We start from the raw sequence: 24,308 nt of genomic DNA on the forward strand, positions 1-24,308 counted from the left end.
CAAATATCCTCGGGGGGTGAGGCCGCAGGCCGAGGGGGGCAGACAGCCCCCCTTCTTACCGCCCGTGGCTGCGATCATAACCATTGGCGGGTGAAGGCGCCCAACCCACAGGCGGGGCCATCGGGCGGAACACCTCAACCAGCAAAGGATGGCACGCCGCCTGATCCGAGGAATGCTCAGCGCTGCAATCGCCGCCTGGGCAGGCCGACAAAGCCCCCAGAAGATCGATATCGGCAAAGAATTCAATAAAATCGCCGGGCCGCACCGGGCTTGCCTTCATGAAATACTGCCCGGTGTCACGGGTAAAGCCAGTGCACATAAAGACGTTCAACACATCATGCACATGCAACTCGGCCACCGCTAACGGCAGGCCCGTGCGGTCGGCCAAAGCGCGGGTCAGGTTGGAGTGGCAGCAGTGGTGATACTGGCCGCCATGCGACAGAAGGTTATGCGTGTAAGGGTCGCAGCGCGTGCCGATCACGTCATGCACCCCGCCGCCGAACGCATCGAACTGATACCAGTCCAGCGTGTCTTCGGTGATCGTCGCAAGGCTGCGCAGATGCGGCAAGCTCGACCACATCCGGTCGCCCGCGCTTAAATGCGTGCCATGGAGCGCGCGGGTTTTGCCCGAAAAGAACCGCTCATTCAGATCATGGGCGTTCCACAGGTTCAGATCCCCCACCTGCGGGCCATCCACCGAGGTGATGCGAAAGAAATGCCCGGCAGGCACGTCGAAACAGCGCGCCTCGCGCGCGGGCACCAACACCTCATCCACCTTTTCCCAACCCACCCGGGCGGCGTGAAACGGCGCAAGGTCGGGCGCGGGCAGACCTTCGACCGGATAGCAGATCACCGGGCGCACGGCCTTGCGGGCGGCACCATCAGCGGGCATCGGATGGGCGGGCGTATCGGGTTTCATGGGCACCTCCGGGGGGTCAAGCTGTCCCATGGTCGGGGGGTGGTCAAGACCCCTTCAGGCACTGGCGCGGGGCTTTTCCGGGCGCGGGCGTGCAGGTTGCCCCACAGGCAGCGCAGCGCCAGATCCCGGCGGCTTTTTCTTGCCGCCAGATGCAGGCGCGGGTCAGGGTTGAGTGGCGGCGCGAGAGCCATGCATAGGCAAAGACACCGATGACAAGAGCAAGAAGGAGAAGGGGCATCAGAGTCTTTCTGCCCCCCAAACTCACGTCCCGACCAAGGGGAAGGAAGCCAACAGGGCGGCAAAGGCAGTGCGCATGGCAGGACGGTCACCTCCCCTCCTCCTCCGTGGGGAGGGGCTGAGGGTGGGGACTTGCCCCTTACACCACCCGGTCCACCATCATCTTTTTAATCTCAGAAATCGCCTTGGCCGGGTTCAGCCCCTTGGGGCAGGTCTTGGCGCAGTTCATAATCGTGTGGCAGCGATAAAGCTTGAAGGGGTCTTCAAGGTTATCCAACCGCTCGCCCGTCGCCTCATCGCGGCTGTCGATGATCCAACGGTAGGCATGCAAGAGCGCCGCCGGCCCAAGGTATTTGTCGCCGTTCCACCAGTAGGACGGGCAAGAGGTGCTGCACGAGGCGCACATCACGCATTCATAAAGCCCGTCGAGTTTCTTGCGGTCCTCAATCGACTGGCGCCACTCTTTGGCCGGGCGATTGGTCTTGGTTTCAAGCCACGGCATGATTGAGGCATGCTGGGCGTAGAAATGCGTCAGGTCCGGGATCAGGTCCTTGATCACCGGCATATGGGGCAAGGGATAAATCTTCACGTCACCCTTAATCTCATCCAGCCCATAGATGCAGGCCAGCGTGTTGATCCCGTCGATGTTCATCGCGCAAGAGCCGCAAATCCCCTCGCGGCAGGACCGGCGGAAGGTCAGCGTCGGGTCAATCTCGTTCTTGATCTTGATGAGCGCGTCCAGAACCATGGGGCCGCATTTGTCCATATCGACGAAATAGGTGTCGACCGACGGGTTCTTCCCATCATCGGGGTTCCAGCGGTAAATCTGGAACTTCCGCACGTTCTTGCCCTCGGGCTTCGGCCAGGTTTTGCCGGTGATGACTTTGGAGTTCTTGGGAAGAGTGAACTGAACCATGGGCTTTCCTTCGTCAGATCATGGCCGGGCACAGGGCCGCGGGGCGCAGAATGGCGGGGGTGGGGGCAAGGCGGGCCATCTTAACCCACCCATCCCGGTTGCGCGTCAAGCGGCCGGGCCGGGAACTGGCCCGAGCGCGCCTTGACGCAGGCGTCAAACACTTGGGCCGGATCGCGGCCCAACAGAAAATCGGTCGAGATCGTCACATCAAGGGCCCCAACAGCCTTGCCAACCGACCCGACGCCCATCGCAATCTCGCCGCGCGGACGGCGGGCCTGATTGGCCTCTTCGACGCACATCCGTTCAGCCTGATCCAGCGGCACGGGGCCGCATCCCGCCAAGGGCGGCAGGGCGACAAGGAGCAGGAGGGCGGCGCGGAGCATCGGCTTCAGGCCCCCAACCCGGTGATGCTGCCCGCGGCCAGACAGGCCGCAGCCCCTGGCTGCGCGGCGATCCGCATGACATTGGCCACCGTGCGGCTGCCCGCGCCGACGCCAACATCCTGCACCAAGGCTTTCACGTCCTCAGAGCTTGCATTGTCGACGATGCAGCGCGTCGCGGCCTCGGCCTGCCCCGGCGCGACATAATCGGCCACGATCGGGCGCACCACCGTATCAGCGGCGCGGCGGCCAACCTTGTCGGCCACTTGCGCCGGATCGCAGGCGGCCAGCGCCAGAACGGCAAGCAGGGGGGCCAGCGCGCGCATCAGAATTTGCGCTCCGCCGGGGCGATCTTCTTCAGCGAGATCCCGCCTTGCGCTTCAGATGTCAGAGGCTCGGTCTTGACCGGACGATAGTCCAGCCGGACCGATGCGCCATCGACCCAAGCCAGCGAATGCTTGCGCCATTTGGCGTCATCGCGGACCGGGTGATCTTCGTGGGCATGCGCGCCTCGGCTTTCGGTGCGGGCATGCGCGCCATAGATGGTGGCCAGCGCGTTCGGCATCAGGTTGCCAAGCTCCAGCGTTTCCATCAGGTCGCTGTTCCAAACCAAAGAGCGGTCGGTGACCTTCAGATCAACCATCTTGGCGGCAATCGCCGTCATCTTGCGCTCACCAGCCGACAGCGTTTCCTCAGCCCGGAACACAGCCGCATCCGATTGCATGGTGCGCTGCATTTCCAGCCGCAAATCGGCCGTTGGCACCGCGCCATTGGCATGGCGCAAGCCGTCAAAGCGCGACAAAGCCTTGTCGATCTCGGCCACGTTCACCGGGGCATTGCGCGACTTGGGGTTCACGATCTCGCCCGCGCGAATGGCGGCAGCGCGGCCAAAGACCACAAGGTCGATCAGGCTGTTTGAGCCCAGACGGTTCGCGCCATGCACCGAGGCGCAGCCCGCCTCGCCCACAGCCATCAGGCCGGGGAAGATGGCGTCGGGGTCTTTGGCGGTGGGGTTCAGAACCTCGCCCCAATAGTTCGTCGGGATGCCGCCCATATTGTAGTGAACCGTCGGCAGAACCGGGATCGGTTCTTTGGTCAGATCAACGCCCGCAAAGATGCGCGCCGATTCCGAGATGCCCGGCAGGCGCAGGTCCAGCGTTTCCTTGGGCAGGTGGTTCAGGTGCAGGTGGATATGGTCGCCATGTTCGCCCACACCGCGGCCTTCGCGGATTTCCAAGGTCATGCAGCGCGAGACATAGTCGCGCGGGGCCAAGTCTTTGTAATGAGGCGCATAACGCTCCATGAACCGCTCGCCGTTCGAGTTGGTCAGATAACCACCCTCGCCGCGCGCGCCTTCGGTGATGAGGCAGCCCGAGCCGTAGATGCCGGTCGGGTGGAATTGCACGAACTCCATATCCTGCAAGGGCAGGCCCGCGCGGGCGACCATGCCGCCGCCGTCACCGGTGCAGGTATGGGCGCTTGTCGCGCTGAAATAGGCGCGGCCATAACCGCCCGTCGCCAGCACTGTCATCTTGGCGTTGAACACATGGATCGTGCCATCGTCCAGCTTCCAGCAGACAACGCCCGTGCAGGCCCCATCGGTGATGATCAGATCCAGCGCGAAGTATTCGATGAAGAATTCCGCGTTGTTCTTCAGGCCTTGACCATAAAGGGTGTGCAAGATGGCGTGGCCCGTGCGGTCAGCCGCGGCGCAGGTGCGCTGCACCGGCGGGCCTTCGCCGTATTCGGTGGTGTGGCCACCAAAGGGGCGCTGATAGATCTTGCCCTCTTCGGTGCGGCTGAACGGCACGCCGTAATGGTCCAGCTCATAAACCGCCTTCGGCGCCTCACGTGCGAGGTATTCCATCGCGTCGGTGTCACCGAGCCAGTCCGAGCCTTTGACGGTGTCATACATGTGCCACTGCCAGCTATCGGGGCCCATATTGCCCAAGGACGCGGCGATGCCGCCTTGGGCCGCCACGGTGTGCGAACGCGTTGGGAAAACCTTGGTCACACAGGCGGTGCGCAGACCCTGCTCGGCCATGCCCAGCGTGGCGCGCAGACCGGCACCGCCAGCCCCCACGACAACCACGTCATAGTCATGCACTTCATACGGATAGGCTTTGGTCATGTCTTGAACCTCAGAGCGCGATCTTGATCAGGGCGAACAGCCCACTTGCAACGATCACAGCAGACAGGGAATAGGCGAAGATGATGAACAGTTTACGCGCCGTGCCACGGGCATAATCCTCAATCATCATCGTGGCCCCCATGGCAAAATGACGCATGCCGACTACAAGGACGAGCGCGGTCAGAATGGCTGGGAAAGGCCGGGCGAAGGTGGCGACCACCTCGTCTTGCGCGGCCCCGAGGGCCGAGCCGAAGATGTAAAGCCAGGTCGGCACCATGAAGGCCAAGGCGACCGACGACAGTGTCATGCTCCAGTGGTGTTCAGTTCCGGTGTGCGATGCGCCTTTGCCCTCGGCGCGCTTACGGGCGGTCAGATAACGCATGATGCCCTCACTGAACCAAAATGACGGTGAGGGCGGTCAGAACGACCGACCCGATGATGATGCCCCAGCCCAGCTTCTCGGCGGTGGGAATGTCCAAGCCCTTGCCCGCGTCGAAGTATAGATGCCGCAGCCCGGCCAGATAATGATACCACACCGCCCAAGCCGACCCGGTGAACACCAGATCGCCGAACCAGCTGGTCGCAACCGCGTTGGCGGTGGCGAAGTATTCGGGCGAGGTCGCCGCCGCCAACAGCCACCACACCGCCAAGATGACGCCCACGATCAGCGCATTACCGGTGATCCGCGTCAGGATCGAGACGATCGACGTCAATTGCGGGCGATAAATCTGCAGATGGGGAGAAAGGGGGCGTTCAACCCGTTTGACGTTCGCCATGGCATGTCCTTGTCGCTGGCAGGGTGCGGGTGAAGGCCCGCCCCAAAGCTGTCTTTGTGTCCTTACTAGCGCGAATTTTTGCGCTGTCACCTACAAGCCTACAGGAAAAGCGGACTGGTGCCGCTATCAGTCCAAGATTCTGTTATTTGTGATCACACAATTTTTCCGTGTGATCACGATCACTCCGCCTGCTCCCACAACTGGGCCATGGCTTCGGCATATTCGGTGCACATGATGATGAGGTATTCACCTGGGAAGTAGAAGGCGTTCGCTTCGCCGCAGGGCTCAACGCTGACCAGAACCTCTTGTGGCAATCCGTATCTTCCGTTCAGATCGGCAATCTCTTCGGCCAGGATCTGGCTGATCGGATCATCTTCATCGGTGCTCACAAGGACCAAGCCAAAGGTATCCCACCCCGGCTCCAACCCCTCTAGCATCGCAGACCAGCTGGCATCGACTTGGGCAAACTCATCGGGGCACAGAGCCGCCCGTTCTTCAGGCAGTTCCAGATCGACCGCAACCGCCTCGCGCGCTTCGGGATTGGCACCGTAAAACAGGCAGACCGTCGCGTAATAGCGCTGCTGGTCCAATGAATGGGTATCGGCATAGGCTGAATCCCAGCCCTCGGGCTCCGCCGCCCAGAGGGCAAAGCCGTTTGCCGTGTCATAGGTGATCTGCGTCGCCGTTTCTTCGTCCCAGATGTAGTGGGTGAGCACAGACGCAAGCCCATCCGCCGCGTCTTCTTCTTTCCCCAGAACCGGCAGGGCCAGCACATCGATCAGCGCGTGACCCAGTTCATGGTAAAACGTCGCGATGATATTCGAGGTAACAAATTGCGCGGTCGATTCATCCTCGGGCATGTCAAAGCCAAAGGCTGGCGTGGTCGCAAGGGTTAGGCTCAGGCCAAGTGCGTGAAGTGTTTTCATTTTGGCATCAACGCCCAGTAATCGAGATCCAACAGCACTTCGGGCAGATATTTGCCATCCGCGCCCTTCAGCGCAAAGGGCTCTGCCCCTTGTTTGACCGCCACCAGCCGCAGGCGGATCGCGCCCACCCCGGGCGCGGTGGTATCGGCACGGTCCAAGACCTCGGACCAAGCCTTGATCGTGTCGCCAGAGTGGCAGGGGTTTGCGTGGGCCCCCGCATTCAAAGCCCCGATCATTTGTGCATTGGCCAGCCCATTGAACGACAAGGCACGCGCCATGGAAATCACATGGCCGCCATAGATCAACCGCTTGCCATCCTCGCGGAAGGTGGCGTCGAAATGGACCTTGGCGGTGTTCTGCCAAAGACGCGTGGCGATCATATGTTCGGCCTCTTCGACCGTCACACCATCGACATGGTCAATCTTCTCGCCCACCGCATAGTCACCCCAGCGGTGCGGCTCACCGGCCAAGCTGAAATCGTAGTTCGAGAAATCCAACCCTTTGGGGATCACCAGATCCGCCGCGGGCACCACCTTTTGCAGATCGGGCACAACCGGCTCGGGCGCGGGGGCGTCCATGCGGTTTTTGCGCACCATCACCCAGCGCACATATTCCAGCACCACCTGCCCGTGCTGGTTGATCCCCTTGGTGCGGACATAGACATTGCCCGACTTGCCGTTCGAGTTTTCCTTCAACCCGATCACGGTGGATTCCGAGCGCAAGGTGTCACCGGGCCAGACCGGGGCGAGCCAGCGCCCCTCGGCATAACCCAGATTGGCCACCGCGTTCAGGCTGATGTCGGGAACCGTCTTGCCAAAGACCACATGGAAGGACACCAGATCATCCATCGGCGCCGCTGGCAGGCCGCTGGCGCGGGCAAACTCATCCGAGGAGTAAAGCGCCCCGCGTGCAGGATAAAGCGCATGATACATCGCCCGCTCGCCCCCCGACACCGTGCGCGGCACGGCATGGATGATCACCTCACCAATGCGGTAATCTTCAAAGAAACGGCCCGGGTTGGTCTTCATCCGTCTTGGTCCTTTGGGTAGTGGGGTCGCCCCCACCCGCTTCATTGCTCGCCGAGTTTGATCTCGGGCGAATAGGTGCCCGGCACCTCTTTCACCACCGCCTGCCCGCAGCGCATGACGCCCCGGCTTGCGTCAAAGGCATAGGTGGGGCTGCCCTGCAGCTCCCACCCTTTGTTCAGGGCCGCCGTCACTTTGTGACAAAAGGCCGATGTGTCGTCGTCGCTGAGAAAACGGTAGAGTTTCATGATCTTAGCCGAAGGTTGGATAGCCAAGTGCGTAATGCACACCCACCAGAACGCCGTAGAAGATCAGGCTTCCAGCAATGGCCATCGCTTCAAACTTGGCGGGTTTTGCGGCAGGCGGCACCCAAGGACCGGCACGGTTGATCAGCACCATCGAGATCAGCGCCCAGAGGCCAAGGCCCCCGAAGAGAACAAAGGACGGCGTATCGCCATTGACCAGCACATGCGACAGCGCCCAAAGCACGGTCGCCCACAGCATCGGGTGGCGGATCTTGCGGGCAATGGCGGTTTTCATGCCAGAGGCGGCAAACAGATACACCGAGCCCAGCATCAGAAGGTTGTTGATCCCCACCATCGCGGGCGAGCGGCCCCAGAAAAACGCGCCCTCCGCGGCGCGATAGCCCACGACCATCAGCACGATCCCCAGCACCATGGCCAGTGACAACGGCCCCTTGGCCTTGTCTCCCCAACCCGCGCGCATCTCGGGCGCAAGGCGTTTCATCCAATGCGGCACAATCCACAGGGCAAGGCCAAGAATAAGAAGGGTCATCTGCACGCTCCGGTGATGAATAGGGACATCACAGTTGCATCATTCGGCCATGGCTGCAATCGCCTCGGCCTTGGCCAGCGTTGCGGTCGCCGTCACGACGTGCAGGTTCTCTACGATCTTGCCATCGACCACGGCGACCCCCTGCCCCGCCGCTTTCGCGGCCGAGAAAGCGGCAATCTGGCGGCGGGCAAGGTCCAACTCGTCGGCGCTGGGTGCGAAGGCCGCGTTGGCAATCTCCAACTGCGCCGGGTGGATCACGGTCTTGCCGTCAAATCCCATATCGCGGCCCTGCTCACATTCGGCGCGCAGTCCCGCCTCATCCTTGAAGGCGTTGAACACCCCGTCCACGATCACCTTGCCATGGGCGCGGGCGGCCAGAAGGCACAAGCCAAGTCCCGCTTGCATCGCCAGACGGTCAGGGCGAAAGCGGCTGTTCAACTCTTTGGCCAGATCATTGGTGCCCATCACCATGCCCTTCAGGCGCGGATGGGCGGCAATCTCGGCGGCGTTCAGCATGCCCAGCGCCGTCTCCATCATGGCCCAAAGGTCAGCGCCGGGCACAGCCTCGGCCACCGCGTCGAGGTCAGCCGCACGGTTCACTTTCGGGATCAGGATGGCGTCAATCTTGGCGCCGCGCGCAATCGCCGCGTCCATCGCATTGGCGTCATCGCGGCCCCAAGCACTGTCAAAGCCATTGATCCGCACGATCCGCGCCCGGTTGCCGAAATCCCAATCTGTCAGCACCCGCGCCACAAGATCTCGCGCGGCGGATTTTTCGTCGGGCGAGACCGCATCTTCCAGATCGAAGATGATCGCATCCGCCGCCAGCCCCATAGCCTTTTCCACCGCCCGCTCTTTCGAGCCGGGGATGTACAGGACCGAGCGATAGGGCCGTGCCGACATGATTCTCTCCACCGAAACAATCTTGCGGAAAAAGACACCGATTGGGCATTTTCAGCAAGCCCGATTTTGCTGCATCGCAGAAAAACCAGATCGTCCGCCGGAACGGGGCATTAACCCGCCGCTTACCCATGGGGCGCAGCCTGAGTGCACGGCCAATCACTTTGGGGGTTTTCATGGACAAGATGCTGTTTGCGCTTTCGCTGGGCTTTGCCGGGCTGATCTTCGCCACACAGGCGGCCATCGCCGCGCAATGCGCGCCGCGCGAGCAGGTGGTGGCCGGGTTGGCCACCGGATTTGATGAGGTGCGCCGGGGCGCAGGCCTGACCGCCGGACCGGATGCGCGCGCCCAAGTGGTTGAGATTTTCACCTCAGCCTCAGGCAGCTGGACGATTGTCGTCACCCGGCCCGATGGCCAGACCTGCCTTGTCGCCTCGGGTCAGGCTTGGGAGGACATCGCCGAGGAACTGGCTGCCAAGGGGGAACCGGCGTAAGCGCCCTTTAGGCGGCGGCGGACAGCCCGTCCCATATCAGCTTGAGCGAAATCGCCAAAAGCGCCCAAGTGACGATCTGGAAGAACAGCCGCTCGGGGATGATTTTGACCAGCTTCACGCCGACAAAGACCGCGATGGCCGCCACTGGCATCAACAGGGCGGCCACTTTCAGATTACTAGGGTGGAACTGACCCAAGGCCCAATAAGGCACCAACTTTATCATGTTGAGATAGGCAAAAAGAATAGTGCTGGTCGCAGCATATACCAGCTTTGGCTGGCCAAGGGGCAGGACATAGATCTGAAACGGCGGCCCGCCAGAATGATTGACGAAACTGGTGAAGCCGGTCAGCGTGCCCCAAAATACGCCGGGTGCGACCTTGGCCTTGCGCGGCTGCATGGTCCCGCGCTGGAACAAGAGTCGAAGCGCAAAGACCGCCCCAATGACCCCGACCAGCGCGGTTACGGCCCATTCCGGCGTGATCTTCGCAGTGGCCCATCCAAGGCCCACCCCTATGGTGACCCCAGCCGTCAAAATTGCTAGCACCCGGCGGTCAAAGGCATGGCGATAGGCATAAAGCCCGAACATATCGGACAGCACATAGACGGGCAGCAAAAGCCCTGCCGCCGTGACGGGCGAGACGGCCAGCGACAGCACCGGCACGCTGAGCATAGCGACAACGGGCAAGCCACCTTTACCCATGCCAACCAGCACTGCTGCCAGCACCGCCAGCGCCCAAAAGGCAAACCCCTCCATGCCTCTTCCCCCTGCCGCGCGAATCCCCCATGATGCCGCGCAATGCCGAACCGGTGCGGCCGTCACCTGCACCAAGGTCCATGAAAGTCCCGTTACCGCAATCCCGCGGCCGGGGCCAGCCCATGACCTTGCTGCAGCGCGGCAGACTTGCATTCTGGATCGCCCTGATTTAGCATACCACAGTATACAATCTTGCAGCCAAGCACTCGGAGACCGAACCCATGGCACGACCCAAAATCGCCCTTATCGGCGCAGGCCAGATCGGCGGCACCCTTGCCCACCTCGCCGCCCTCAAGGAACTGGGGGACATCGTCCTTTTTGACATCGCCGAGGGCACGCCGCAGGGCAAGGCGCTGGACATCGCGCAATCTGGCCCGGTTGAGGGCTTTGACGCGTCGCTGAAGGGCGCGAATTCCTACGAGGATATCGCGGGTGCAGATGTCTGCATCGTCACCGCCGGCGTGCCGCGCAAGCCGGGGATGAGCCGCGATGACCTTTTGGGCATTAACCTCAAGGTGATGAAATCGGTCGGCGAAGGCATCAAGGCCCATGCGCCCAATGCCTTTGTGATCTGCATCACCAACCCCTTGGACGCGATGGTCTGGGCGCTGCGCGAGTTTTCGGGCCTGCCGCACAACAAGGTGGTCGGTATGGCAGGCGTTCTGGACGCGGGCCGTTTCCGTCACTTCCTGTCGGTGGAATTCAACGTCTCGATGAAGGATGTCACAGCCTTTGTTCTGGGCGGCCATGGCGACACCATGGTGCCGTTGGTTCGGTATTCCACTGTCGCCGGCATTCCGCTGCCCGATCTGGTGAAAATGGGCTGGACCACGCAGGAAAAGCTCGACGGCATCGTGCAGCGCACCCGTGACGGTGGCGCGGAAATCGTGGGCCTTTTGAAGACCGGCTCGGCCTTCTACGCGCCTGCCGCTTCGGCGATTGAAATGGCCGAAGCCTATCTGAAGGACCAAAAGCGCCTGCTGCCCTGCGCGGCCTATGTGGACGGCGCATACGGCCTGAAGGGCATGTATGTCGGCGTGCCGACGATCCTTGGCGCCGGAGGCGTGGAGCGTGTGGTGGACATCAAACTCAACGCGGATGAGCAAGCGATGATGGACAAATCCATCGACGCGGTGAAGGGCCTTGTCGCCGCTTGCAAGGCGATTGATCCGTCGCTGGCCTGATCTGGCCGCAGGGTTCGTCCTGATTGTGTTCTTACAAGCGCGCGGTCCCAACGGGCCGCGCGTTTTGCCTTGGCCCCGCCCTGCCTGTCCAGCGCGCGCACAGGTGCTGGCGAATACAATTGCGCCAGAACGCTCCAACCACTTCAGGATTGGGGCAGGATCGGCCAACGGCCGCCCTTAGTGATTGACCGCGCTGGAGAAGAGGTGAATGACCAAGACCCCAGCCATGATCAGCCCCAACCCCAACAGCGCCGCTCCGTCTAGCACCTGCTTTTGCCAGACCCAAGCCACCGCTGTGATCAGCACGATCCCAAGCCCAGACCAAAGGGCATAGACCACCCCGGTCGGCATGACCCGCAAGGGAACCGACAAAAGCCAAAATGCCCCGGCATAGCCGAAGATCGCAATCAGACTGGGAACGAGGCGCGTAAAGCTGGCCGAGCGGGCCAAGGCGGTGGTTGCCACCACTTCAAGCACGATGGCCGCCAAGAGAAAGAGATAGGTTTTCAGCATCACGGGCCCTCCACTCCCCCTTCGTGTCATGGCAGGCCGAATGACACAAGCCAGCCCGACGATTGGCAAGGCTGTCCCGCTTTTGCCCCAACTTGGCGCAGCGCAAGAAATTTATCCGTCACACCCCCGTTTTCCTTTTGCCATTCCCCCCATGCTTTGGCCTATCCTGCCGCCAAAGCGCGACAGGAGACCGACATGGCCCGCAAACTGGTTTTGATCCGCCACGGTGACGACCCGCCCGATGACCGGGTGGTGAGCTTTGCCGTGCAGGCGGGGTTTGATCCGGTAATCTTGCGTCCCTTTGCGGGAGACCTCCTGCCAGTGCCGGGCGCGGATGTGGCCGGATCGGTGGTCTATGGTGGCCCGTTCAATGTGTTTGACGAGGATAAGCATTCGTTCTTGCATGACGAAGCGGCTTGGATCCGGGCCTGCATGGCGCAAGACATCCCGCTTTTGGGCATCTGTCAGGGCGCCCAGCAGATCGCGCGGGTGATGGGGGCCGAGGTTGGCCCGCCGCCCAGTGGTCTGCATGAGTTTGGCTATTACCCAATCTCACCCACGGCCGAGGGGCGCGACTTCCTGCCTGAGACCATTCCGATGACGCAGGCGCATTTCCACACCTTTGCCATCCCCGAAGGTGCGGTGCATCTGGCCACAAGCCCGATGTATCCCAATCAGGCCTTCCGGATTGGCCATAAGGTTTATGGCTTTCAGTTCCACCCCGAATGCACGATCGAGGGCTTTCGCCGCTGGCAATCCGCCCCTTGGGCGGCCTATGGCAAGCCCGGCGTGCAAACGCGGGCCGAACAGGACGCGGTGATGATGGAGGCGGATGCCAAACAGGCTGCGTGGTTCTACGGATTTCTGGACAAGCTTTTCGGTCGCGCGGAATGACCGACCTATCCCAGCGCAATCCGCAAGCCTACGGCGTTCTGGTCACCTTGGCCGGGGTGATGATCTTTGTGCCCGATGCCTTGGTGATGCGGTTGATCGGCGGGGATATGCTGGCTTTGGCCTTTTGGCGGGGGATTTTGGCGGGTGGGATTTTTCTAGCCGCCAACGTGATCTTTGCCCGACAGACCATGCCGGGCAAGGGCGAATGGTTTGACCGCAAAGGGCTTTTGGTGATCGGGCTTAATGCAGTTGGGGGCATCACTTGGTGTTCGGCGATGCAATACACCTCGGCCGCCAATGCGCTCTTGGTGCTGGCAACTGCGCCCTTTATTGCCGCACTTTTGTCGTGGCTGACCTTGCGCGAGACCATTGACCGCGCCACGGCGCTGGCGATTGGGCTGGTGTTTGCCGGTGTGCTGATCATCGGCTCGGGCAGTATGGGGCATGGGCGGCTTTTGGGAGACGCCTTTGCGCTCGTCAATGCCACCGCAATTGCCGCCTATTACGTCACGCTGCGCACCACGGGGCGGCGCAACATGCTGCCGCATCTGGCGCTGGGGGCGATTTTGGGCGGGCTTTTGGCCCTTCCCTTTGCCGAGTTTGTCCCAGTCGATGGCGGCACAGCGTTTTTGATCTTTCTGTCTGGTGCTGTCATCCTGCCGGGTGCGGCGGGGCTGTTGATGCTGGGCCCGCGCTATTTGCCAGCGCCCGAGGTGTCGATGATCACGCTTTTGGAGGTGATCCTTGGGCCATTGCTGGTCTGGGCGGTGATTGGCGAGAACCCGGGCCAGATGTCGCTGATCGGCGGTGCGGTGATCGTGGTCACGGTCGCGCTGCACACGCTGCGGCGGATCTCGCAGCCACAAGGGGCCAGTTGATGCGCCTTTTGGTGATCCACGCCCATCCGGTGCCCGAAAGCTTTAACGCTGCCCTGTGCAAAGTGGCGGTCGATACCGCCCGGGCGCAGGGCCATGAGGTGCGGCTGATCGACCTTTACGCCGAGGGCTTCAACCCAGTGATGTCCGCCGAGGAACGCCGCGCCTACCATGACGACGGCCCGCCCCCGCCCGATATCGCCCCGCATATCGCGGCCCTGCAATGGGCCGAGGGGCTGATCTTTGTTTATCCGACATGGTGGTATGCACAGCCTGCGATGCTGAAAGGCTGGATGGACCGGGTCTGGCGGCCCGGTGTCACCTTTACCGTGCCAAGCCCCGGCGCACCGATGCGCCCGGCGTTGACCAATGTCCGACTGATCGGTGTCATCACCACCTTTGGCGCGCCGTGGTGGCTTTGGACCTTTGTGATGGGCGCGCCGGGGCGGCGGATGATCTTGCGGGGTTTGCGCCTTTGCACCGCCAAGCGGACGAAAACCTTTTGGCTGGGCCTGCATGAGATGGACACCTGCAATGCCCCGCGCCGCAATGCCTTTGTCGCGCGGGTTGCGGCGCGGATCAGGCGGATTGCGGTCTAGGCGCGTGCGGGCTTGGCACGCGTTACTGGCGAAGCCGCTTGCCCTCGGGGTCAAAGGCGGCCCCTTCCAGCACCCGCGCCCGGTGGGGTTGGCCAAGCACCATGACTGAAAGCTCTGACCCTGCCGCGATGTCGGGGCGCAGATAGGCCAAGGCCAGCGACTGCCCGACGTGATAGCCGTAAGCCCCGGACGACACCTTGCCCGCAGGCTTTCCGGCAAGATCAAAGATCGGCTCGTTGCCGGTGGCATCGGCCGTGGTCACCTCAATCACCAGCGTGCGCAGAACTTCGCGTGGGGGGGTATCGGCGAGGGCGGCATAGGCAGCTTTGTTCAGGAAATCCTTGTCCATCTTGATGAGGCCGGCAAGGCCAGTTTCTTGCGGCCAATATTCGGGAGAATAGTCCCGGCCCCAGCTGCCATAGCCCTTTTCCACCCGCAGACTCATCAGGGCACGGCTGCCGACGGGACCGACCTCCAGCGCTTTGCCCGCATCTAAGAGCGCTGTATAAAGCCTCGCTTGGTCAGACTCCGCGCAATGAAGCTCCCAGCCCAGATCGCCTGTAAAACTGACGCGCAGAGCGATGCAGGGGACGCCGGCGACGTCAATCTGGGCAGACCGCGTGAAGGGAAAGGCTGCATTCGACAGGTCAGCATTGGTCAACCGTGCCAAAAGATCGCGCGCCAAGGGACCGGCCACGTTGAAGCCTGCCATTGTGTCGGTGACGCTGTGCCAGCTTGTGCCCGTGGGCAAAGGCACGGCATCAACGAACCGCTTGTGATAGCGTTCCGCCATGCCCGAGCCGACCATGAAGTAATCGCCCTGCCCCAGACAGGTAACGGTGAAATCGCCCGCGATCCCGCCACGTTTGCCAATCAAGGGGGCAAGGCAGGACCGGCCCGGCGTCGTGGGCATCCGGTTGGCCAAAAGCGCATCGAGCCAGTCGCGCGCGCCGGGCCCCGTGATCCGGTAGCGGGCAAAGTTCGAGATGTCGATGATCCCCGCCCGGTCGCGCAACATCCGCGCCTCACGGCCCACCGGGGCCCACCAGTTCTGGCGGTCAAAGCCGATGGTTTCTTCGGTTGGTTCGCCCTCGGCAGAGAACCAAAGCGGGTGTTCCCAGCCATAGTTCAGACCAAAGACCGCGCCCATCGCCTTTTGCACCTGATAGATCGGGCGGGTGCGAAGAGGGCGGCCTGCGGTGCGTTCCTCATTCGGGAAGTGGATCTTGAAGCGGTTGGCGTATTGATCGCGCACACGGGCCTTGGTGAAATCCTTGCCCGCCCAAGCGCCAAAGCGCGCGAGGTCCCAGCCAAACATGTCGAGCTTTGGCTCGCCCTCGATGATCCACTGTGCCGACAACAGCCCCAGCCCGCCGGATTGCGAAAAGCCGGGGATGATGCCGTTGCAGCAGAAATAGTTGCGCAGTTCCGGCACCGGGCCGAACAGGGCGCTGGAGTCTGGCGACCAGATCATCGGGCCGTTGATGACCCGCTTGATGCCCGCCGATCCCACCACCGGAACCCGGTCGATGGCGCGCAGCATATTCGGCTCGATCCGGTCCAGATCATCGGCGAAGAGCTCATGGCCAAAGCCCTGCGGCGTGCCGTTTTCGGCCCAGAATTTCATGTCCCGCTCATAGGCACCCACCAAAAGACCCTTGCCCTCTTGGCGCAGGTAATACTCACCGTCGCGATCCGCGACCGAAGGCAGGCGGCGGTCCATCGCGGCGATTTCGGCAATCGTTTCGGTGACAAAATACTGGTGCTCAGTGGGCATCAGGGGCAGTTCAATCCCCGCCAGCGCCGCAACCTCGCGGCCCCAGAGCCCGGCGGCGTTTACGACCCAGCCGGCGCGGACTTCCCCCATCGGGGTTTCCACGATCCAAGACCCATCAGCTTGCGCCCGCGTCGCGGTCACCGGGCAATTGCGGTGGATTTGCGCGCCGCGCGCCCGTGCGCCGGCAGCATAGGCCATGGTCACGCCCGAAGGGTCGACATTGCCGCCTTGGGGTTCGTACATGATGCAGCGGATGCCGTCGAAGTTCACCAAAGGATGCAGCCGTTCGGCTTCATCCCGGCTGACCTCGTAGAAGTCCATCCCGTAATATTTCGCCTTGGCCGCCTGCAGGCGCAGCTGATGCTCGCGCGCCTGCGTTTGCGCAAGATAGAGCGAACCGGGCTGGAAGATGCCGCAGCCTTGGCCGGTTTCAGCCTCTAACTCCTTGTAAAGCCCCATGGTATAGTGCTGCAAACGGCTGATGTTGGTGCTGTCATGCAGCCCGTGGATATTGGCCGCCGCGTGCCATGTGGAGCCGCTGGTCAGTTCCGACCGCTCCAACAGAACCACATCGGTCCAGCCCAGCTTGGTCAGGTGATAAAGGATCGAACAGCCGACCAGCCCACCCCCGATGACCACCGCTTGCGCATGGGATTTCAGCCGGGGGGCGTCGGTCTGGGGGTCGGCAGGGGGCATGGTCGATCTCTTTGTTCAAGTGGCGTCGTGTTCACCTTAGGGACAACACACTGCCCGTTCACGCAAGGGAAACGGGGGCCTGACCCGCAAGAATTCTAGGGCATGGTACCCTTGGCCTTGGCCGCCCGTTTGCGCTAGCTTTGCCGCCAAGGAGTGCACCGATGAAAAACCTGCCGCCGCTGAACTATATCCGGTCTTTCGAGGCCTCGGCCCGGCACCTGAGCTTTACCCGCGCGGCGGAAGAATTGGGCATGACCCAAGCCGCCGTTTCAGGGCACGTGCGGGCGTTGGAGCAGTATATTGGCCGACCCCTGTTTCACCGCGCGCCACGCAGTCTTGGTCTGACCGAAGTGGCGGCCTCGTATCTGCCGACGCTGCGGCAGGCCTTGGCGCAGATTGATGTGGCGACAGGGCAGATCCTGACCGTGCCGCACCGCCAAGAGGTCACGCTGGCCTGCCCCGCCAGTCTTGCGACCAATTGGCTGCCGCCGCGCCTGCACGCCTTTGGCCAAGTCCATCCCGAGGTGGAAGTGACCGTGTTGGCCACGATCTGGTCAGAGACCAGCGACCTGATCGCCGATCTGCGCATCACACCGCGCCACGCCAGCCAGCCGATGCAGGGCCAATCCCTCGGCGATGAAGCCTTGGTGATGGTCTGCGCGCCCGGGTTTCTGACCGGGCCGAACGCCCTGCAGGAACCCCGCGACATTCGCCATCGCGGCCTGATCCATGTGTTGGGCCGCCAGGAGCATTGGCAGGCCTTTGCCCGCCACCATGGGCTGACCGACCTACCCTTGTCCGAGGGGCTGAAGACCGACAGTTCCAACGTGGCGCTGGAGATGGCCGTCGTAGGCTTGGGCTGCGCGATCACGCTGGCCTCCTTGGCCGAGGTGCATCTGAGGCGTGGGCTTTTGGTGGCCCCCTTCCCAGACAAAATCCCTTCGGGCTGGGGCTATGATCTGCATTCGGGTGAGGTAAGCCCGACACGGGCCAGCGAAAAGCTACGTGCCTTCTTGCTGGCAGAGGCGCCCGTTCAGGACTGAACCGCGCGCAGACTGGCGCGGCGATTCAGGATCTGGCGGCGCAAAAGGGCAACGATGAAAAGCCCGGTTTGCACCAGAACGATGGTGGGCGCGGGCGCGCTGTCGAGGAAAAAGCTGGCATAAGTGCCAACCACCATCGACCCCATGCACAGCAGCACCGACACCCACAGCATGGTGGAAAACCGGCGCACTAAGAGAAAAGCAATCGCCCCCGGCGCGATCAAAAGGGCAATCGCCAAGATCAGCCCGGCCGCAGAAAGCGTTGCCACAATGGTCAGCGAGATCAGCGCCAAAAGACCGTAGTGCAGGGTGTTGACCCAGAGGCCGACCGCCTTTGCCTGCGCCGGGTCAAAGCTGTGCAAAAGCCAGTCTTTCCATTTCAGCACAAGGATCAGCACAACCCCGCCTGCGATCAGCCCTGATTGCCACAACTCGGTGGCGCTGACCCCCAGCATGTTGCCAAAAAGGATGTGGTCAAGATGCACCCCACTGTCGACCGCGACAAAGAGCACGATGCCCAAGCCGAACATGCCGGAAAACACCACGCCCATGACCGTGTCTTGCTTGATCCGGCTGTTGCCCGCCAAGAACCCGGTGGCCACGGCGGTGAACATGCCGGCGGCAAAGGCCCCAAGGATCAAGGGCGCGCCGATCAGATGGGCCAACACAATACCGGGCAGGATGGCGTGGCTGATCGCATCGCCCATTAAGGCCCAGCCTTTCAGCACCAGAAAGCAGGACAACAGGGCTGTGGGAACCGAGACGATGATTGAGATGGCAAAGGCATTCTGCATGAAGCCAAAGCGGAAAGGCATCAGCGCGGTGGCCAGATCAAACTCCATCACGCGGCCTCCGCCGGGCCGCGGCGCAGCGCTGCCGCTGCCTTGCGTCGGGCCGCCAGAAGGCCGTGCTTGGGGGCCAGCACAAAGACGATCAGGAAGATCACCGTTTGCAGGCAGACGATAACCCCGCCTGTGGCCCCATCTAGGAAATAGCTGGCATAGGCGCCGACAAAGCTGGTGAGCGTGCCGATACTGACCGAGGTGACGATCAGCCGCTCAAAGCGGTCGCACAGAAGATAGGCCGTCGCCCCCGGCGTCACCACCATGGCAATTACCAAAAACGCCCCCACCGTCTGCATTGCCGCCACGACCGAGGCGGACAACAGCATGAAGAACACGCCTTTCAACAGTCGCGGATGCAGGCCCACCGTGCGGGCATGGGTTTCGTCAAAAAACACCACTACAAGGTCTTTCCAGATCACCAAAAGCACAGCCAGCGACACAAAGCCGATGAGCGCCAGTTGCAGCGTGTCTTCCGGCGTGATGGCCAGAATATTGCCCATGGTGATCGTCATGATATCGACAGGCACCGGGCTGACCGAAACCATGAACAGGCCCAAGCCAAAGAACGAGGTGAAGATCAGCCCGATAATGACATCGGGTTTCAGCCCCGAGCGTTCGGTCAGCAACAGCATCGCCGCCGCCGCGAGCCCCCCCGACAAGAACGCGCCCAGCGCGAAGGGCAGGCCCAGCATATAGGCCCCCGCCACACCCGGCACCACGGAATGCGACAGCGCGTCCCCAATCAGGGACCAGCCTTTCAGCATCAAAAAGCAGGACAGAAAAGCGCAGACCCCGCCGACAAGTGCGGAGACCCACATCGCGTTGGTCATGTAGCCATAGCTGAAGGGTTCCAACAAAAGCGCGGTCATTCCAGACGCTCGGCTTTTTGCAGCTTGTCGCCGTAATGCACGAAGGGGCGTTCGTCATCGGTCAGGATGGTGACAGCGCGGGCGTCGGCATCGTCGTGCAGCGTGTCGCCGCCCAAGGTAAAGCGGCGCAGGACGCCGCCAAAGGTGCGTTCCAGGTTGGCATGGGTAAAGGTGGTCTCGGTAGGGCCATGGGCCAGAACGGTGCCCTTGACCAAGATCACCCGATCGCAAAACTCGGGCACCGAGCCAAGGTTGTGGGTGGACACCAGCATCACCCGCCCCTCAGCGCGAAGGTCGCGCAGAAGCGCGGTGATCTGGTCTTCGGTCTGCACATCAACGCCGGTAAAGGGTTCATCCAGCAAGATCACCTGCCCATCTTGGGCCAAGGCGCGGGCCAGAAACACCCGCTTGCGCTGGCCACCCGAGAGCTCGCCAATCTGGCGGTGGCGGTAGTCTTGCATATTGACGCGCGCCAGCGCCTGATCAACAGCCGCGCGGTCCGCAGCCGAGGGGCGGCGCAAAAAGCCCATGTGGCCATAGCGCCCCATCATCACCACATCTTCGACCAGCACCGGGAAGGTCCAATCGACCTCTTCGGCTTGGGGCACATAGGCCAGAAGGTTCTGACGCAGCGCTTCGGCCACGGGGCGGCCCAGAATTCGGATGTCGCCTTTGGCCGCCTGCACAAAGCCCATGATCGCCTTGAAAAGCGTGGATTTCCCAGCACCATTGACCCCGACAAGCGCCGTCACCGTGCCACGTGGAATGGTGAAACTGGCGTTCCACAGCGCGGTGTGACCGTTGCGATAGGTGACCGTCACATCGCGGGCCGATATGCCTTCGCCATCCGCCGCATGGGGCGACGGTGGGTTGGCCAAGGGTTTAGACGCAAGCGTATCGGGCATCGGCAGTCCTTTTGGGGCGCGGGTCAGTCGCGCACGGCGGTAAGCCCCTCGGCCACGGTGGTCGAGGTGACCCGCAAGAGATCAAGATAGGTCGGCACTGGCCCGTCGGAAAGTGACAGGCTGTCGACATAAAGGACGCCGCCATAAGCCGCCCCGGTTTCGCGCGCCACCTGTTCGGCGGGGGCGGTGTTGACGGTGCTTTCGCAGAACACCACCGGGATGTCATTGTCGCGCACCCCGTCGATCACGGCGCGCACCTGTTGGGGGGTGCCCATCTGGTCGGCATTCATAGGCCAAAGATACAGTTCTTGCAGCCCCAGATCACGGGCGAGATAGCTAAAGGCCCCTTCGCAGGTCACAAGCCAGCGTTGATCTTGCGGCACCTCGGCGATCTTGGCACGCAATGGTTCGAGCGTGGCGCGCAGGCGGGTTTTGTAGGCCTCGCCATTGGCGCGGTAGGTCTCGGCATTGGCTGGGTCCTGTGCGGCAAAGGCGGCTTCGATGTTGTCGATGTAGATGAGCGCGTTTTCCAGACCCATCCAAGCGTGGGGGTTCGGTTTGCCCTCATAGGACCCCGACGAGATTGGAATCGGGGTGATCCCCTCGCTGACCGTGACCGAGGGGATGTCGCCAAGATTGGCGACGAACTGTTCAAACCAAAGCTCAAGGTTCAAGCCGTTCCACAAGACCAAATCGGCATCTGACGCGGCTACGATATCGCCGGGCGTCGGTTCATAGCCGTGAATCTCAGCCCCCGGTTTGGTGATCGACACCACATCGGCCGCGTCGCCCGCCACATTGGCGGCCATGTCGGCCAGAACGGTGAAGGTGGTTACCACCTTCATGCGGTCTTGAGCAAAGGCGGCTGAGGCATAGGCAAGGGTCAGCGCCATCAGGCAGGCCGCACCAGTGATTTTGGACGGAAGGCAAGCCACTTTGGGCATTTCAGGGTCACTCCTGTCTCTAAGCCAAACTGTTGGGCGAAGCGGGTCGCAGTGTCAATCTAGTTGCGAATGATTATCATTAAGGATCACGTTTTCGTCAGGCATGCACATGCAAAGGGCCCTGCCGCGGCAGGGCCCTGCGATGCGGTAACCGATGCGGTGCTTAGCGGCGAATCTTGGCCGCGTCGCGGGCCTGCGCCTCGGCTGTCGCATGGCCACGATACCAGATGGTGATCAGCGACGAGGTGATCACGATGAACAGGCTGTAAAGGATCGGAATGAACAGAACCTCTTGCTGCATCGTGCCGCTGAAGGTCAGCGTGATGATCAAAACCGCCAGAGGCCCGTTCTGGATGCCGGTTTCCAGACTGATCGTGCGAGAGCGGTTGCTGTCTTGACCGAGGCCCCGCGCCAGCCAATAGCCCAAAAGCATGCCCATCAGGCCAATCCCGATGGTCGCCACGTAGACCGGAAAGCCGGTGTCCAGCAGCATCTGGTAATTGCGCGGCACCCATGACCCGATCAGGAACAAGATCACCGCCACGCCCAGCATCGAGCCTATCAGCTCAACCGTCGCGCCGATATTGGCGTTCAGCTTGCGCAGGCCCATGCCGATGACGGTGGGCACCAACAAGACCACCAGCACCTGCGCCACGTTGCCTGCCGGAATGACATAGTCGCCACTCAACCCCGCAAGGCCGCCATAGAAACTGAGCAGGAGTGGCACCGTGACCACCGCAACCAGCGTCGAGACCGTGGTCATCATGATCGAAAGCGCCAAGACACCTTTTGAGAAATAGGTGAACACATTGCTGGTTGTGCCGCCGGGCATACAGGCGATCAGGATCAGACCCGCGGCCATGGCAGGCGGCAGCCCAAGGAGCAGCGCCAGCGCATAGCCAAGAAACGGCATGATCAGATATTGCGACAAGAGGCCCACAAGAATGCCCTTGGGCCTGCGAAAGGCGATCAGGAAATCGCGGTAGGTCATGGAGGATCCCATGCCCAGCATGATTACCATCATCATGACGCCCAGAAGCGTGGTTTCCAGTTCGGTCAGCATGGTCGCCCCCTTTACAGCCCGAATTCCGCACGCACTTCGGCCTTAAGATCCTTGCGCAGGATCTTTCCGATGGGCGATTTGGGCAATTCGTCGCGAATGATGATGGATTTGGGCACTTTGTAATCGGTCAACAGCGCCTTGCAGTGGCGCAAGATATCCTCGGTTGCGAGGTCGCCCTCGTAATCGGGGTTCTTGACGATATAGGCCCGCACCGCTTCGCCGGTCTTGGCGTCGGGGATCGGCACGACGGCAGCCTCGAGAACGGCCTCCATCTTGGCCAGCGCGTCCTCGACCTCGTTGGGGTAGACGTTGAAGCCCGACACCAGCACAAGGTCTTTCTTGCGGTCGACAATGCGCAAGAAGCCGTCCGCGTCCATCACCGCCACGTCGCCGGTGAAGAGCCAACCCTTTTGCAGGGTCTTTGCGGTTTCCTCAGGCCGATGCCAATAGCCTGACATCACCTGTGGGCCGCGCACCATCACCTCGCCGGGGGTGCCTGTGGGCACTGGTTTGCCGTCGTCATCCACCAAGACCACATCGCAGCCCGGCACCGGGATGCCGATGCTGCCGGGCTTGGCGCGGTCATCGAGCGGGTTAAAGCTGACCAAGGGCGCGGTTTCGGTCAGCCCATAGCCTTCGGCCAAGGGCGTGCCGGTCATCGCACGCCAGCGCGTCGCCACCGCCTCGTGCAGCGCGGTGCCGCCCGCAATGGCGGCACGCAGTTTCTTGGGCGGATAGGCTGCGAACCATTCCTCGTTCATCAGCCCGTTGAACAGCGTGTTAACCCCGGTGATCCAAGTGATCGGGTAATTCTCGATCGCGCGTTGCAGGTTCTGCACCGGGCGAGGCGACGGGATGAGGATATTGCGGGCCCCGATTTCGAAAAAGGTTAGCAAATTCGCGGTGAAGGCAAAGATATGATAAAGCGGCAATGCCGTCAGCACGCAGTCATCGGTGGCCATCAGCCCGCCCGAGACCGACTGCACCTGCGCCAGATTGGCCAGCATGTTGCCGTGGGTCAGCATGGCCCCTTTGGCCACCCCGGTGGTGCCGCCGGTGTATTGCAAAAACGCCAGATCCTCGGACTTGGTCCCTGTCCAATAGGCCCGCACATCCGCGCCATGGGCGCGCCCTTTGGCAAGGGCGGCGCGCAGGCGCAGAACAGGAACAGCCAGCTTTGGCACCGGCGGCAAGGTGCGGCTCCAGACTTTTTGCACGCCGCGCACGATGGTTTCGGGCAGCTTGGGGAAGAACTCGGGCACTCCGGCCAGCACGACCGCTTGAAGATCCGTCTGGGGAACCACCTCGGCCAGCTTGTCGGCGAACATGTCGACGATGACCAGAACCTTGGCCCCGGAATCGTTGATTTGGTGGATCATCTCCGAAGGGGTATACATCGGGTTGGTGTTGACCAAGACGCAGCCCGCCTTGAACACACCAAAGGCCACCACCGGATAGTGCAGCCCGTTGGGCAACTGCACCGCCACCCGGTCGCCGGGCTGGAGCCCACAATCCTGCCGCAGATAGGCGGCAAAGGCATCGGACATCGCGCCGACCTGGGCGTAGGACAGGGTGCCATTCATGCCGTTGGGCACCACGCAGGTGAAGGCCCGCCGTTTGGCATAGGTCGCACAGGCGCGGTCGACCAGATCGGCAAGACTTGCATAGCTTGGCGGCGGCAAATCCTGCGGGATGGTTCTGCCATAAGACGCCAGCCACGGGCGTGGCGGGGTATACCCGTCGGTCATGTATCCTCCCCTGCGCCTGTTCCGGCGCTTTTTCCCTTATACTGACGCTAGCGAAACACCCGCGCTTTGCAAACAGCTTTGACAAGGGCGTCTGTGCCGC

The 24,308-nt window shown here is 62.1% G+C and carries 28 protein-coding genes; 6 read left to right on the forward strand and 22 right to left on the reverse strand.

All coding sequences use genetic code 11. The annotated features are described in order from the left end of the window. Positions 1 to 55 precede the first annotated feature (55 nt). The 13 genes from AC72UB_RS04585 to AC72UB_RS04645 all read right to left on the reverse strand — a co-directional run bounded on the left by AC72UB_RS04585 (position 56) and on the right by AC72UB_RS04645 (position 9,008). Complete coding sequence (locus tag AC72UB_RS04585) at positions 56 to 919, reverse strand: urea carboxylase-associated family protein (protein WP_505188718.1); 864 nt, start codon at positions 917 to 919, stop codon at positions 56 to 58. Positions 920 to 962: 43 nt separating this feature from the next. Continuing rightward, a complete protein-coding gene (locus AC72UB_RS04590) occupies positions 963 to 1,157 on the reverse strand; it encodes a hypothetical protein (protein WP_505188719.1) in 195 nt (64 codons plus the stop codon). 138 nt (positions 1,158 to 1,295) lie between these two features. After that, on the reverse strand, positions 1,296 to 2,072 hold the full coding sequence (locus tag AC72UB_RS04595; RefSeq protein WP_505188720.1) for a succinate dehydrogenase iron-sulfur subunit: 777 nt from the start codon (positions 2,070 to 2,072) through the stop codon (positions 1,296 to 1,298). 80 nt (positions 2,073 to 2,152) lie between these two features. Continuing rightward, on the reverse strand, positions 2,153 to 2,455 hold the full coding sequence (locus AC72UB_RS04600; RefSeq protein ID WP_505188721.1) for a hypothetical protein: 303 nt from the start codon (positions 2,453 to 2,455) through the stop codon (positions 2,153 to 2,155). 5 nt (positions 2,456 to 2,460) lie between these two features. Beyond that, positions 2,461 to 2,778: a hypothetical protein gene (locus tag AC72UB_RS04605; RefSeq protein ID WP_505188722.1), complete on the reverse strand. Its 318-nt coding sequence runs from the start codon at positions 2,776 to 2,778 to the stop codon at positions 2,461 to 2,463. Beyond that, positions 2,778 to 4,583, reverse strand: a complete 1,806-nt coding sequence (sdhA, locus tag AC72UB_RS04610; protein WP_505188723.1) for a succinate dehydrogenase flavoprotein subunit — start codon at positions 4,581 to 4,583, stop codon at positions 2,778 to 2,780. The genes AC72UB_RS04605 and sdhA overlap by 1 nt, the downstream gene beginning before the upstream one ends. A 10-nt stretch (positions 4,584 to 4,593) precedes the next feature. Further along, the gene (sdhD, locus tag AC72UB_RS04615; protein ID WP_463289019.1) at positions 4,594 to 4,965 is read right to left on the reverse strand and encodes a succinate dehydrogenase, hydrophobic membrane anchor protein; all 372 of its coding nucleotides are present in this window, start codon (positions 4,963 to 4,965) and stop codon (positions 4,594 to 4,596) included. Positions 4,966 to 4,972: 7 nt separating this feature from the next. Beyond that, positions 4,973 to 5,359, reverse strand: a complete 387-nt coding sequence (gene sdhC, locus AC72UB_RS04620) for a succinate dehydrogenase, cytochrome b556 subunit (protein ID WP_505188724.1) — start codon at positions 5,357 to 5,359, stop codon at positions 4,973 to 4,975. Positions 5,360 to 5,538: 179 nt separating this feature from the next. Beyond that, positions 5,539 to 6,285: a DUF4344 domain-containing metallopeptidase gene (locus AC72UB_RS04625; protein WP_505188725.1), complete on the reverse strand. Its 747-nt coding sequence runs from the start codon at positions 6,283 to 6,285 to the stop codon at positions 5,539 to 5,541. After that, a complete protein-coding gene (locus AC72UB_RS04630; protein ID WP_505188726.1) occupies positions 6,282 to 7,313 on the reverse strand; it encodes a MaoC family dehydratase in 1,032 nt (343 codons plus the stop codon). The genes AC72UB_RS04625 and AC72UB_RS04630 overlap by 4 nt, the downstream gene beginning before the upstream one ends. Before the next feature lie 41 nt (positions 7,314 to 7,354). Then, positions 7,355 to 7,558 carry a DUF1737 domain-containing protein gene (locus AC72UB_RS04635; RefSeq protein ID WP_505188727.1) on the reverse strand — a complete coding sequence of 68 codons (204 nt, stop codon included), beginning with the start codon at positions 7,556 to 7,558 and terminating at the stop codon, positions 7,355 to 7,357. A 4-nt stretch (positions 7,559 to 7,562) separates the two neighbouring features. Then, on the reverse strand, positions 7,563 to 8,105 hold the full coding sequence (locus tag AC72UB_RS04640; RefSeq protein WP_505188728.1) for an NnrU family protein: 543 nt from the start codon (positions 8,103 to 8,105) through the stop codon (positions 7,563 to 7,565). Positions 8,106 to 8,144: 39 nt separating this feature from the next. Continuing rightward, the gene (locus AC72UB_RS04645) at positions 8,145 to 9,008 is read right to left on the reverse strand and encodes an HpcH/HpaI aldolase/citrate lyase family protein (protein ID WP_505188729.1); all 864 of its coding nucleotides are present in this window, start codon (positions 9,006 to 9,008) and stop codon (positions 8,145 to 8,147) included. 173 nt (positions 9,009 to 9,181) lie between these two features. On the opposite strand from AC72UB_RS04645, the gene AC72UB_RS04650 reads away from it, so the two are divergent. Further along, positions 9,182 to 9,499, forward strand: coding sequence for a hypothetical protein (locus tag AC72UB_RS04650; RefSeq protein ID WP_505188730.1), 318 nt, complete (start codon positions 9,182 to 9,184; stop codon positions 9,497 to 9,499). A gap of 7 nt (positions 9,500 to 9,506) precedes the next feature. Here AC72UB_RS04650 and AC72UB_RS04655 read toward each other — a convergent pair whose 3' ends face one another. Continuing rightward, positions 9,507 to 10,253 (reverse strand): sulfite exporter TauE/SafE family protein, encoded by a 747-nt coding sequence (locus AC72UB_RS04655; protein ID WP_505188731.1) that lies wholly within the window; start codon positions 10,251 to 10,253, stop codon positions 9,507 to 9,509. 221 nt (positions 10,254 to 10,474) lie between these two features. Here AC72UB_RS04655 and mdh point away from each other — a divergent pair, with 221 nt between their 5' ends. Next, the gene (mdh, locus tag AC72UB_RS04660; protein WP_505188732.1) at positions 10,475 to 11,437 is read left to right on the forward strand and encodes a malate dehydrogenase; all 963 of its coding nucleotides are present in this window, start codon (positions 10,475 to 10,477) and stop codon (positions 11,435 to 11,437) included. A gap of 177 nt (positions 11,438 to 11,614) precedes the next feature. On the opposite strand, the gene AC72UB_RS04665 is transcribed toward mdh, so the two are convergent. Next, positions 11,615 to 11,947, reverse strand: a complete 333-nt coding sequence (locus AC72UB_RS04665; protein ID WP_463289057.1) for a DMT family transporter — start codon at positions 11,945 to 11,947, stop codon at positions 11,615 to 11,617. A gap of 198 nt (positions 11,948 to 12,145) precedes the next feature. Here AC72UB_RS04665 and AC72UB_RS04670 point away from each other — a divergent pair, with 198 nt between their 5' ends. Genes AC72UB_RS04670 through AC72UB_RS04680 form a run of 3 tightly spaced genes read left to right on the forward strand, consistent with a single transcriptional unit; the run spans position 12,146 to position 14,318 of the window. Further along, positions 12,146 to 12,844: a type 1 glutamine amidotransferase gene (locus AC72UB_RS04670; protein WP_505188733.1), complete on the forward strand. Its 699-nt coding sequence runs from the start codon at positions 12,146 to 12,148 to the stop codon at positions 12,842 to 12,844. Continuing rightward, on the forward strand, positions 12,841 to 13,722 hold the full coding sequence (locus AC72UB_RS04675) for a DMT family transporter (RefSeq protein ID WP_505188734.1): 882 nt from the start codon (positions 12,841 to 12,843) through the stop codon (positions 13,720 to 13,722). Before AC72UB_RS04670 ends, AC72UB_RS04675 begins: the two co-directional genes overlap by 4 nt. After that, positions 13,722 to 14,318, forward strand: a complete 597-nt coding sequence (locus AC72UB_RS04680; RefSeq protein ID WP_505188735.1) for an NAD(P)H-dependent oxidoreductase — start codon at positions 13,722 to 13,724, stop codon at positions 14,316 to 14,318. The genes AC72UB_RS04675 and AC72UB_RS04680 overlap by 1 nt, the downstream gene beginning before the upstream one ends. Before the next feature lie 22 nt (positions 14,319 to 14,340). Here the strand turns inward: AC72UB_RS04680 and AC72UB_RS04685 are convergent, their stop codons facing one another. Further along, on the reverse strand, positions 14,341 to 16,755 hold the full coding sequence (locus AC72UB_RS04685) for a GcvT family protein (RefSeq protein WP_505188851.1): 2,415 nt from the start codon (positions 16,753 to 16,755) through the stop codon (positions 14,341 to 14,343). A 197-nt stretch (positions 16,756 to 16,952) separates the two neighbouring features. Between AC72UB_RS04685 and AC72UB_RS04690 the strand changes: the two genes are divergently transcribed. Further along, a complete protein-coding gene (locus tag AC72UB_RS04690) occupies positions 16,953 to 17,834 on the forward strand; it encodes a LysR substrate-binding domain-containing protein (RefSeq protein WP_505188736.1) in 882 nt (293 codons plus the stop codon). Here AC72UB_RS04690 and AC72UB_RS04695 read toward each other — a convergent pair. The 6 genes from AC72UB_RS04695 to AC72UB_RS04720 form a co-directional block, all read right to left on the reverse strand. Continuing rightward, positions 17,825 to 18,676: a metal ABC transporter permease gene (locus tag AC72UB_RS04695; protein WP_505188737.1), complete on the reverse strand. Its 852-nt coding sequence runs from the start codon at positions 18,674 to 18,676 to the stop codon at positions 17,825 to 17,827. The genes AC72UB_RS04690 and AC72UB_RS04695 overlap by 10 nt on opposite strands. Then, positions 18,676 to 19,548: a metal ABC transporter permease gene (locus tag AC72UB_RS04700; RefSeq protein WP_505188738.1), complete on the reverse strand. Its 873-nt coding sequence runs from the start codon at positions 19,546 to 19,548 to the stop codon at positions 18,676 to 18,678. Before AC72UB_RS04700 ends, AC72UB_RS04695 begins: the two co-directional genes overlap by 1 nt. Then, positions 19,545 to 20,453 carry a manganese/iron ABC transporter ATP-binding protein gene (locus AC72UB_RS04705; protein WP_505188739.1) on the reverse strand — a complete coding sequence of 303 codons (909 nt, stop codon included), beginning with the start codon at positions 20,451 to 20,453 and terminating at the stop codon, positions 19,545 to 19,547. The genes AC72UB_RS04700 and AC72UB_RS04705 overlap by 4 nt, the downstream gene beginning before the upstream one ends. A gap of 23 nt (positions 20,454 to 20,476) precedes the next feature. Continuing rightward, positions 20,477 to 21,346: a metal ABC transporter substrate-binding protein gene (locus tag AC72UB_RS04710; RefSeq protein ID WP_505188740.1), complete on the reverse strand. Its 870-nt coding sequence runs from the start codon at positions 21,344 to 21,346 to the stop codon at positions 20,477 to 20,479. A gap of 214 nt (positions 21,347 to 21,560) precedes the next feature. Next, complete coding sequence (locus AC72UB_RS04715; RefSeq protein ID WP_505188741.1) at positions 21,561 to 22,460, reverse strand: bile acid:sodium symporter family protein; 900 nt, start codon at positions 22,458 to 22,460, stop codon at positions 21,561 to 21,563. A gap of 11 nt (positions 22,461 to 22,471) precedes the next feature. Beyond that, positions 22,472 to 24,208 carry an AMP-binding protein gene (locus AC72UB_RS04720; protein ID WP_505188742.1) on the reverse strand — a complete coding sequence of 579 codons (1,737 nt, stop codon included), beginning with the start codon at positions 24,206 to 24,208 and terminating at the stop codon, positions 22,472 to 22,474. Between the last annotated feature and the right edge of the window lie 100 nt (positions 24,209 to 24,308).

Origin of the sequence: Allotabrizicola aquatica (SeqCode) (assembly GCF_965194375.1) — a bacterium.
Classification (GTDB): domain Bacteria; phylum Pseudomonadota; class Alphaproteobacteria; order Rhodobacterales; family Rhodobacteraceae; genus Tabrizicola_A; species Tabrizicola_A aquatica.